Origin of the sequence: Williamsia sp. (genome assembly GCF_016462415.1) — a bacterium.
Classification (GTDB): Bacteria; Actinomycetota; Actinomycetes; order Mycobacteriales; family Mycobacteriaceae; genus Williamsia_A.
The window spans coordinates 1-9,581 of the sequence record NZ_JAEMTF010000140.1 but is presented as its reverse complement, the minus strand read 5'-3'; the positions used below and the strand labels follow the sequence as shown (position 1 = coordinate 9,581).

The following is a 9,581-nucleotide window of genomic DNA, read 5'->3' as shown; positions in this document are numbered from 1 at the left end:
GAGAGTGCTGTCGACCCCGTCGTGGTGGGAGTGGATTCTCTTCGCCCTGTGGCTGGCAATACTCGTCTACCTTCCGTTCGAGGTTCGGACGACATGGCGCGATCGACACAAGCCTCTGAATCGAGGACTCATGGGGCCGTCGACGATCCCGCTCACCGACATCGACGACGACACCGTGCGCGACATCGCCGCGCGTCACGGGGAGCGGGTGCCGGCGGTAAAGGAGCTCCGCGAGACCTATCCCGGTCTGAGCCTGATGGACGCGGCGCAACTGGTCGATCGGCACCGAGGGATGTGATCGCGGGTGCGCCGGTTCGCCCGCAGCGCGCGATAGCCGACGGCCGGACTCGTCTACGGGGCTGGATGCACCATGGCGCCGGCGCCCGCACGTGCGACAAATGTTCGCGGTCGCTGGAACCCGGCCGCCGCAACCTCCAGGGTGACAGCGTCCACCATGGCGGACGCGCGGGAGGAGTCGACGATCGCGATCACGCAACCCCCGAAGCCGCCGCCGGTCATCCGCGCGCCGATGGCCCCGGCGCGTAGGGCCGATTCGACGATCAGATCGATACCCGGCGTGGTGATCTCGAAGTCGTCGCGCATCGACGCATGGGATTCGACCATCGCCGTGCCCACCCGCGAGTAGTCGCGGTCCCGCAGCGCGGCGCACGCGTCGAGCACCCGCTGGTTCTCGGTGACGACATGTCGGGCGCGTCGCCGATCGCTGGGATCGGTGATGGCACTCAGGGCCGCGACGTCGGTGACCGCGCGCAGCGACTCGACTCCCAGCGCAGCGGCGGCACGTTCGCACGACTCCCTGCGCTGAGCATATTCGCCGCCTGCGTGCCCGTGCGACGACAGCGAATCCATGACGACCAGGGTGATTCCGGCCGAATCGACGTCGAACGGAACGGGTTCGACGTCGAGGGACTCGAAATCGATGAGCAGGGCGTGATCAGGCCTGCCGTGCAGGGAGGCCAACTGATCCAGCAGTCCCGTCGGCGCACCCACGTAGTCGTTTTCTGCGCGTTGGGCGGTCTTCGCCCAGTCGAGCCGGTCGAGGAGGGTGTCGGTGGCGGCCGTCAGGGCGCCGATGGCCGCGCATTCCAGAGCTGCCGACGAGGACAGGCCGGCGCCGACGGGAACGTCGCTGCGAATCGTCATGCGGCCGCCGGGTACGGCGATCCCGCGTTCCCGCAACGCCCACACGACGCCCGCGACGTAGGCCGACCACCCCGTGACCTCGCCCGGTCGGGCTGCGGTGGTCACCGTCGCCATGCCATGGTCGCGCGCATCGATGACGATTGCTGTCGTGTCGTCCGCGGTGAACTCGACCTCGGTGCGTTGCTCCAGGGCGATCGGCAGGGCGAAGCCACCGTTGTAGTCGGTGTGTTCGCCCAGCAGGTTGACCCGGCCCGGGGCCGAACACACCACCGTCGTGCTCATCGTCGGACCGGAGCATGCGCGACGTCACGCAGCCGTGCTGCGATGTCCTCCGGCGTGACGTCGGTGATGAACGCGTCCATGGCGGACTCCGATCCCGCGAGGAACTTGAGCTTGGTCGCGCTGCGTCGGACGGACATGAGCTCGATGTGGAAGTACCCCTCCCGTTGGGCGGGGTCGGACGAGTACTGATGCAGCGCGGAGATGTACGGCAGTGGGGTGGGGTACAACGCGTCGAAGCGGGTGAGCACGTCGAGGTATACCGAGGTCAGCGAATCGAGCTCATCATCGTCGAGATCGGTGAGGTTGTGTACCTGTCGATTCGGGTAGATGTGTACCTCCACGGGCCACCGTGCGGCGAACGGCACGAATGCGGTCGTGAACTGGTCACCGGCCACGACGCGGCTGCTCTGCACACGTTCGGACTCCAGGATGTCGGCGAAGAGGTTCGTGTCGTGGTCGCGGCGATGGGCCTGCGCCCGATCGAGCATCGAGCGCGCGCGCGGCGTGAGGTACGGGTATGCGTAGATCTGGCCGTGCGGGTGGGTCAGGGTCACCCCGATGTCCTCACCGCGGTTCTCGAAACAGAACACCTGTGCCACCCCGGGGAGGGCGAACAGCATCCGGGTGCGGTGGCGCCAGGCGTCGACCACCAGCCGCGCGTGCGCGTGGCTCAGTGACGCGAACGACGCGTCGTGGTCGCTGGAGAACGAGATGACCTCGCAACGGCCGTACCCCTCGGCCGCTGTAGACGGGGCATCAGGCGACCGGGGCAGAACGAAATCCGAGTCCGGCCGGGCGCCGGACAGACTCGGGAACCGGTTCTCGAACACGACGACGTCGTAGTCGGCCGCGGGCACCTCGCTGACCGCGCCGGTGGCCGACGGACACAGGGGGCACCGGTCGGCCGGGGGTTTGTAGGTGCGGTCCTGGCGAAGTGCGGCCACGGCCACCCAGTCGCCGGTCGCCCGATCGAAGCGGACCTCGGACGCGAGGCCGGCGCGGTCGGGCAGGGGACGGACGTCGGGTACGGGCTCGGGTGTGTGTCCCGGTAGTGCGAAGAACAGGATGTCCCGGCCGTCGGCGAGAGTGGCGTGCACCGGATGCGATGGCTCGTTGTCCCTCACGTCGGCGTCCGATCGTGGTCGACGGGTGCGATGCGCAGATCGGTGACGTGGCCGGACAATTCGGTGCGCGCCGACTCGGTCAGCGTGGCGTCGCTGACAAGGGTGTCGACGCGGCTCAGCGGAGCGATGACGTTCGCGCCCACCTCCAGATACTTCGTGTGATCGGCGAGGACGACCAGGCTGCGGCCGATGTCCACGAGTCGGCGATTGGTCTGGGCCTCGGCGATGTTCGGAGTGGTCAGTCCTGCATCGAGATCGACCCCGTGCACCCCGAGGAAGCTCACGTCGACGCGAAAGGTCGACAGTGCGGCGTCGGCGATCGGTCCGACCAACGCGTCCGACGGCGTTCGCGAACCGCCGGTGAGGAACACCTCGGGGTTGCTCGGCGACTGCGGCCGCTGTGGATCGGTGAGTTCCTGAAAGATCGAGATCGAGTTCGTGACAACGGTGATCGAGGTGCGTTCACCCAGGAGGCGAGCGAGTTCGAGTGTGGTCGTGCCCGCGCTGATGGCGACCGTCATCCCGTTCTCGACCAGTTCGAGTGCGGTGTGCGCGATCGCGACCTTCTCGGGCCGTTGCTGGGTGGCCTTGATCGCCGACCAGGGTTCCTCGCCACGATTGTGGCGCGACACCGCGCCACCGTGGACCTTGTGCAGGGCCTCCCGGTCGTCGAGGGCGTCGAGATCACGGCGGACGGTCATCTCCGACACCCCGAGATCGGCTGCGAGAGAGGCGACCCGGACAGTCCCGTCACGCTCAAGGGCGTCGAGTATCCGGCGGCGGCGCTCGACTGCGAGCATCCACACCTCCTGATTCGACGGGTCGGTGGTCGAACAGTATCAAACATCTTCGGTGTTGCTAATTGTTCGGAAATGTGTGAGGTTGTCTGGGCTAGTGACCCAGCTCACCGCCAACAAAGGAGTTGTCGAATGAACCTCGCGTCGGGCAATGTGCTCCGCCTCGATGCCGGAGCTCTGGACTATGTGTTCATCGCGCTCTACTTCGTGTTCGTGCTGGGGATCGGGTATCTCGCACGAAGCCAGATCTCGTCGAGCCTCGACTTCTTCCTCTCCGGCCGCCGACTACCGGCGTGGGTCACCGGGATCGCCTTCGTCTCGGCCAACCTCGGTGCGGTCGAGATCATGGGCATGTCGGCCAACGGGGCGCAGATCGGCCTGGCGACCATGCACTACTACTGGATCGGCGCCATCCCCGCGATGCTGTTCCTCGGTGTGGTGATGATGCCGTTCTACTACGGCTCCAAGGTGCGCAGCGTGCCCGAGTTCATGCGTCGACGGTTCGGCACCGGTGCGCATCTGGTCAACGCGATCAGCTTCGCGGTGGCCCAGGTACTCATCGCCGGCGTCAACCTGTACCTGCTGGCCACCGTCGTCAACGTGATCCTGGGCTGGAGTCAGTGGGTCTCGCTCATCGCCGCGGCGGCGATCGTTCTCACCTACACCGCGCTCGGTGGGCTGTCCGCCGCGATCTACAACGAGGTGTTGCAGTTCTTCGTCATCCTCGCGGCGTTGGTGCCGTTGACGGTGATCGGCCTGATCAAGGTCGGCGGCTGGAACGGGATGAAGGAGAAGATCGTGGCCACCACCACCGACGGGAAGGTGACCGCCACGGTGGGCGATCAGATGTCGTCGTGGCCGGGAAATGCGCTGAGCGGCTTCGACAGTCCCGTGTGGTCGGTGATCGGCATCGTGTTCGGACTCGGCTTCGTGCTGTCGTTCGGGTACTGGACCACCAACTTTGTCGAGGTGCAGCGCGCCATGGCGTCGAAGTCGATGTCGGCCTCGCGACGCGCCCCCATCATCGGCGCCATCCCGAAGATGTTCATCCCGTTCGTCGTGGTGGTGCCCGGCATGATCTGTGCAGCGGTCGTCGGCGACATGATCTCGCTGAAGAACGGGCCCAACGCCGGTGGCGTCACCTACAACGACGCGATGCTGCTGATGATCCGCGACATCCTGCCCAACGGCCTGCTCGGTGTGGCCGTCGCCGGACTGATCGCATCGTTCATGGCCGGTATGGCGGCGAACATCTCGGCTTTCAACACCGTGTTCAGCTACGACATCTGGCAGCAGTACATCGTGAAGAACAAGCCCGACAACTACTACATCGGCGTCGGCCGCCTGGCCACCGTCGGTGCGACGATCCTGGCGATCTTCACCGCCTTGATCGCTTCCGGCTACTCCAATCTGATGGACTACCTGCAGACCCTGTTCGGGTTCTTCAACGCGCCGCTGTTCGCGACGTTCCTGCTGGGCATGTTCTGGAAGAAGATGACACCCACGGCCGGCTGGATGGGATTGGTCGCCGGAACCCTCTCCGCGGTCACCGTTTTCATCCTCTCCGAAGTCGGGGTGATCAACCTCCCGGGACAGGGCATGCCGTTCGTGGCCGCGTCGGCAGCGTTCGTCGTCGACATCGCGGTCAGTGTGTCCGTCAGCATGGTGACCACCGCGAAACCCGTGGCCGCGCTGGTCGGCCTCGTCTACTCGGAGACGCCGAAGTCGCACTTCACCGACCCCGAGGACGCGAACAGCCCGTGGTTCAAGCGGCCGGTGCCGCTGGCCGGTGTGGGCCTGGTGCTCGTCCTCGCACTCAACCTCGTCTTCCACTGACGCCTCACGAGATCAGGAGTCATCATGATCACCCCCGACACCACGCCCGGCGCCTCTCGGAAGACCCGAATCCTGGCCCGGCTGTTCGACATCCGGAACATCATCGCCGCTCTCATCGGGATCTACGGCATCCTGTTGGTCCTGGCCGGCCTGATGCCCGACGCCTTCGGCACCCGTGAACACCGACCGCGTGACGCGAACCGGGTCGACATGGCCGCGGGCACCGACGCCAACACCTGGGTCGGTCTGATCATGGTCGCGGTCGCCGCCGTGTTCGTCATCTGGGCTCTCTGGCGACCATTGGTGAGCGATCCCGGCGCCGACGGTGAGCAGAAGGCGACGATGTCGTAGATGGACTGCCCTTTACGCTACGACCGGTAGCGTATATCGTGTCCGCATGCCTGTAGCTCGTGGACGACCCCGGTCCACCGACATCGACGAGGCGGTGCGTGATGCGGTGATCGTCACGTTGGCGCAGCGGGGATACGCGGCGATGACAATCGACGGCGTCGCGCGGGACGCCGGGGTCGCGAAAACGGCCATCTATCGGCGATGGCCGTCGAAAGCCGAGATGGTCTTCGCGCTCGTCATTCACGGATCTGAGATCTCTGCTCCGGCAGACCACGGTGATCTGCGGGACGAGGTGACAGCACTGGTGGAGCGCATAGTCGAGCTTCTCGGGGCGCCCGCGGTTCGTGGGTGTCTGCCGGCGCTGTTGACTGATCTCCGCGCGAATCCTCAGATCGCTCGACGCTTCCGCACGTCGGTGATCGATCCGGAACGTGCCGTCGTCAGGGAGATCGTGGCGCGGGCCGATCGGCGTGGAGAATTGCGCGACGGGGTCGACCCGGACGACGTCCACGCTCACGTTCTGGGCATGGTCTTCGCGTGGGTCCATCTCATAGACGACCTGACCGCCCCTGACTTCACCCGGAGAACTGTCCGATCCGTGTTGGCTGTCATGGAGAGATGACGATGACGATGCTGCAGGAACTGATTCCCCACTCGGACTTCCGCGAATGTCACTCGCGATGGATCGCCGCACCAGCAGATGACGTGTGGGCGTCGTTGACCGCTCTCGACTCGAGTCAACTGCGACTCACCCGTGCACTGATGCGAGTGCGGCATCCCCGATCGCAGGACTGGAGTGATTCGCGAAACCTGTTCAGCGACGGGCCGATCCGTCTCCTCGAGACCGACCGGCCCCGCTACGCGGTCGGAGGCGCTGTGATGGCGCCGTGGCGGCCGCGCGAGCCGCGCCCGGTGATCGGGTCGCTCGACGACTTCGTCTCCTTCGACACTCCCGGGTGGACGAAGGTGCTGACCGATTTCCGTCTCCGGGAGGTGGATGGCGGAACGGAGTTGACCACTGAGACCCGCGGGTACTCGACCGACGCCGGGTCTCGGCGGCGATTCGCCGCCTATTGGGCGGTGGTCCGGTGGGGCAGCGGTGTCATTCGACGGGACATGCTCGCGACGGTGGCGAGAACGGCACTACGGCCGGAGTCGTGATTCGACGTGCGATCACGAGAAGGATCGACAGGGCGGCAACGGCATAGAGCACGTAACTCGCCACAGCCGTGACCATTTCGGACGTGCCGTGTCCGTAGCCCGCGAAGAACGCGCGCCAGGTGTAGGTCAGCACGAGCCCGGCGGCGACGGCGAACCGATGCGTCGCGGTCCACCCGGTCGAGCGCGCCCACCAGGAGATCGCCGCGGCCAAAGCCACGAGCGACACCACCATCCCGACGACCGAGATCGCGACGTCGTCGTTGTGGCCGGTGAGCTGGAACGCCCCCGCGCAGATCATGGTGGCGGCTCCGACGATCCAGGGCGACGGCACCGTCCGGTCCGCGGTCGACGACGAGCGTCGGGGCAGTGTGAGACCGACGGCGACGAGGGCGATCACGATCACTGCCGACGTGGCGAGTTGGGTGGGGGATGCGATGAAATGTCCGTACAGCCTGTGGTTGGAGGCGTAGGTCACGGCTGCGCCGACGACGAAAAGCACTCCCACACCCGCCATCGCCCGGTTGCCCAGCCACGGCGTGGCCCGCCGCTGCGGCTGAGCGCTCTCGATCAACGCGATGGGCGCGGCCACGCTCCAGAGCACATGGAGGGTCAGGACGAAGATGGTCCAGGGCACACCGATGCCCAGTGCCGCGATGTGGCCGGGGTCCAGGAGACGCTGGTCGGCGTAGTTCGGGTTGAACAGCGACATCGTCAGCAGTCCCTCCTCGGCGACCCCGAACGCGAGGCCGAGAAGCAGGATCGTGGGCCAGCCCCGGCCGAGCCTGCGGGTGACCTCTCGGATCATCACCGCGCCGGCTCCGTACCAGAGCGACAGCGGCAGGATCAACGGCAACAGATAGACCGGGAAGTCGCCGAGGAAGAACTCGGCGATCAACGGGGCCAGGAAGAACAGTCCGGCAACGGGATTGCGTAGGAGTCTCATGAGCTCGACTCTGGTCGCGATGCGCGCCGAGTGGCAGTGACACCTGTCATGGATCGAGCGGTGCAGGTGTCACACGATGACACCGCGGCACCGCTCAGGCCGGCATGCCCACCATCTCCGCGCTGACATCCCAGAGCCGTTGTGCCAGATCGGCGTCGTAGGCCTGTTTGTTGGTCGTGCGAACCCTGTGTTTGATGTAGAACTCGCCGGATTGCCAGTCCTTCCCGGCTGTGCCCTGCGCCAGCCACACGAGCGTCCGTGCGCCCCGGTCCGGACCGATCATCGCCAGTCGACGCAACGGCGTCGCGTAGAGGAAGCGCATGGGGCTGGTCGTGTCGGACGCGAAATTCGTTGCGACGTTGCCCGGGTGGAACGCCGCCGAGTTCAATCCGCGGTCACCGAACCGTCGGTGCAGTTCCTTGGTGAACAGGATGTTCTCGAGCTTGCTGTCGCCGTAGGACTTGTGTGGTGACGGGTTCTTCTCGTTGTTGAGGTCGTCGATGTCGATGTTGCCGAACAAACGTGCACCGATGCTCGAGGTGTTGAGCACCGCTGCGCGACTGTCGATCAGGGTGTCGAGGAGGAGGTTGGTGAGGAGGAACGGCGCCAGGTGGTTCACCTGGAACGTCTTCTCGAAGCCGTCGACCGTCCGCTCCGGTTGGCCGAACATGCCCCCGGCGTTGTTCGCCAGGACGTCGACCCGTGGGTGTGCTGCCTTCAGGGTCTGCGCCAACCCGCGCACCTCGGACAGATCGGCGAAATCGGCGACGTGGAACGCCGCGCCGATGGAGCCGGCCACGGCTTTTGTCTTTTCGGCGGATCGTCCGACGACGATGACCTCATCGCCGTTTGCGGCCAACCGTTTCGCCGCCGCAGCGCCTATGCCGTCACTCGCTCCGGTGATCACAATCGTCTTCGCCATGAGAGTTCGCGCTTTCGCAGTGCTGAGGTGCGGACGGGTACAACGGTAGTCGGTGTCGACGAAAAGGAGATGTGATGGCGTTGCGAGTGGCCCTGCTGGGAACCGGTCTGATGGGTGCGGGAATGGCGCGGAGCATGCTGCGCGCAGGACTCGACGTGACCGTGTGGAACCGATCGGTGGACAAGACCACCGATCTCGGTGAGGCCGGTGCGAGGGTGGCCACCGATCCGTCCGACGCGGTCCGCGACGCCGACATCGTCGTGACCATGCTGTTCGACGTCGAATCGGTCGAAGCGGTCATGGCCGAGGCCATCGACGCCATCGCAGACGGCGTGCCCTGGGTCCAGACGAGCACCGTTGGCATCGCAGGCACAGAACGTCTAGCCGCGCTCGCCGCCGAACACGACGTCGCATTCGTCGACGCCCCGGTACTCGGTACGCGCGCGCCCGCCGAGAACGGCGCCCTCACCGTGCTCGCGGGTGGTCCGGTCGACGTACGCGATCAGGTGGCACCGCTGTTCGACGCGATCGGCTCGTCGACGGTGTGGGTCGGTGAGAAGGCCGGCGACGGACATCGCCTCAAGCTGGTCGCCAACTCATGGGTGCTGTCGATCACGACCGCGACCGCGCAGGCGGTGGGAATGGCTCAGCATCTCGACATCGATCCGCGTCAGTTCCTCGACTCGATCAGCGGCGGTCCGCTCGACTGCGGCTACGCGCAGCTGAAGGGCGACGCGATGATCACCGGTTCGTTGGACCCGTCCTTCGCGCTGGACGGCGCCGCCAAGGACAGCGGCCTGATCGCCGATGCCATGGAGGGCGCGGGGATGGACGCATCGGTGATGCGAGCCATCCGGTCCCGCTTCGTGGCCGCGTCGGACGCCGGGTACAGCGACAGCGACATGGCCGCGGTCATCCACGGTTTCGAGACGTGAGCCGGCGGTCTAGGTGAAGAGCTGGAACGCGTCGAAGATCACTGCGATGCCGCCGGCCACCGCGAG

At 66.1% G+C, this 9,581-nt stretch carries 11 protein-coding genes; 6 read left to right on the top strand and 5 right to left on the bottom strand.

What is annotated here, in order from left to right; translation table 11 throughout:
- Positions 1-298: hypothetical protein (locus JHC79_RS21535; RefSeq protein WP_296394718.1), on the top strand; the 298-nt coding region annotated here is incomplete at its 5' end.
- Between the two features lie 53 nt (positions 299-351).
- Here JHC79_RS21535 and JHC79_RS21530 read toward each other — a convergent pair.
- From JHC79_RS21530 to JHC79_RS21520, 3 genes are read right to left on the bottom strand one after another with little or no spacing between them, the layout of a single operon-like run.
- Positions 352-1,446, bottom strand: coding sequence for a galactokinase (locus tag JHC79_RS21530; RefSeq protein WP_296394716.1), 1,095 nt, complete (start codon positions 1,444-1,446; stop codon positions 352-354).
- A complete protein-coding gene (gene galT / locus JHC79_RS21525) occupies positions 1,443-2,543 on the bottom strand; it encodes a galactose-1-phosphate uridylyltransferase (RefSeq protein ID WP_296394713.1) in 1,101 nt (366 codons plus the stop codon). The genes JHC79_RS21530 and galT overlap by 4 nt, the downstream gene beginning before the upstream one ends.
- A gap of 23 nt (positions 2,544-2,566) precedes the next feature.
- Positions 2,567-3,370: a DeoR/GlpR family DNA-binding transcription regulator gene (locus tag JHC79_RS21520; protein WP_296394711.1), complete on the bottom strand. Its 804-nt coding sequence runs from the start codon at positions 3,368-3,370 to the stop codon at positions 2,567-2,569.
- 129 nt (positions 3,371-3,499) lie between these two features.
- On the opposite strand from JHC79_RS21520, the gene JHC79_RS21515 reads away from it, so the two are divergent.
- Genes JHC79_RS21515 through JHC79_RS21500 form a run of 4 tightly spaced genes read left to right on the top strand, consistent with a single transcriptional unit; the run spans position 3,500 to position 6,715 of the window.
- Entirely contained in the window at positions 3,500-5,203 is a 1,704-nt protein-coding gene (locus tag JHC79_RS21515) for a sodium:solute symporter family protein (protein ID WP_296394709.1), read from the top strand.
- A gap of 24 nt (positions 5,204-5,227) precedes the next feature.
- Positions 5,228-5,554, top strand: a complete 327-nt coding sequence (locus tag JHC79_RS21510; RefSeq protein ID WP_296394707.1) for a hypothetical protein — start codon at positions 5,228-5,230, stop codon at positions 5,552-5,554.
- A gap of 46 nt (positions 5,555-5,600) precedes the next feature.
- Positions 5,601-6,176, top strand: a complete 576-nt coding sequence (locus JHC79_RS21505; RefSeq protein WP_296394705.1) for a TetR/AcrR family transcriptional regulator — start codon at positions 5,601-5,603, stop codon at positions 6,174-6,176.
- 2 nt (positions 6,177-6,178) lie between these two features.
- Entirely contained in the window at positions 6,179-6,715 is a 537-nt protein-coding gene (locus tag JHC79_RS21500; protein WP_296394702.1) for a hypothetical protein, read from the top strand.
- Here the strand turns inward: JHC79_RS21500 and JHC79_RS21495 are convergent.
- Positions 6,657-7,658 carry a hypothetical protein gene (locus JHC79_RS21495; protein WP_296394700.1) on the bottom strand — a complete coding sequence of 334 codons (1,002 nt, stop codon included), beginning with the start codon at positions 7,656-7,658 and terminating at the stop codon, positions 6,657-6,659. The two genes, JHC79_RS21500 and JHC79_RS21495, sit on opposite strands and share 59 nt — an antisense overlap.
- Positions 7,659-7,752: 94 nt before the next feature.
- On the bottom strand, positions 7,753-8,580 hold the full coding sequence (locus JHC79_RS21490; protein WP_296394698.1) for an SDR family NAD(P)-dependent oxidoreductase: 828 nt from the start codon (positions 8,578-8,580) through the stop codon (positions 7,753-7,755).
- Between the two features lie 74 nt (positions 8,581-8,654).
- On the opposite strand from JHC79_RS21490, the gene JHC79_RS21485 reads away from it, so the two are divergent.
- On the top strand, positions 8,655-9,515 hold the full coding sequence (locus JHC79_RS21485; protein WP_296394696.1) for an NAD(P)-dependent oxidoreductase: 861 nt from the start codon (positions 8,655-8,657) through the stop codon (positions 9,513-9,515).
- The last annotated feature ends 66 nt before the right edge of the window (positions 9,516-9,581 follow it).

What these genes read in the sequence shown, in the direction of transcription:
- JHC79_RS21505 (WP_296394705.1), top strand. Translation starts at nt 5,601, where the DNA reads ATGCCTGTAGCTCGTGGACGACCCCGGTCCACCGACATCGACGAGGCG.
- JHC79_RS21490 (WP_296394698.1), bottom strand. Translation starts at nt 8,580, where the DNA reads ATGGCGAAGACGATTGTGATCACCGGAGCGAGTGACGGCATAGGCGCT.
- JHC79_RS21530 (WP_296394716.1), bottom strand. Translation starts at nt 1,446, where the DNA reads ATGAGCACGACGGTGGTGTGTTCGGCCCCGGGCCGGGTCAACCTGCTG.
- JHC79_RS21515 (WP_296394709.1), top strand. Translation starts at nt 3,500, where the DNA reads ATGAACCTCGCGTCGGGCAATGTGCTCCGCCTCGATGCCGGAGCTCTG.
- JHC79_RS21510 (WP_296394707.1), top strand. Translation starts at nt 5,228, where the DNA reads ATGATCACCCCCGACACCACGCCCGGCGCCTCTCGGAAGACCCGAATC.
- JHC79_RS21500 (WP_296394702.1), top strand. Translation starts at nt 6,179, where the DNA reads ATGACGATGCTGCAGGAACTGATTCCCCACTCGGACTTCCGCGAATGT.
- JHC79_RS21520 (WP_296394711.1), bottom strand. Translation starts at nt 3,370, where the DNA reads ATGCTCGCAGTCGAGCGCCGCCGCCGGATACTCGACGCCCTTGAGCGT.
- JHC79_RS21495 (WP_296394700.1), bottom strand. Translation starts at nt 7,658, where the DNA reads ATGAGACTCCTACGCAATCCCGTTGCCGGACTGTTCTTCCTGGCCCCG.
- JHC79_RS21485 (WP_296394696.1), top strand. Translation starts at nt 8,655, where the DNA reads ATGGCGTTGCGAGTGGCCCTGCTGGGAACCGGTCTGATGGGTGCGGGA.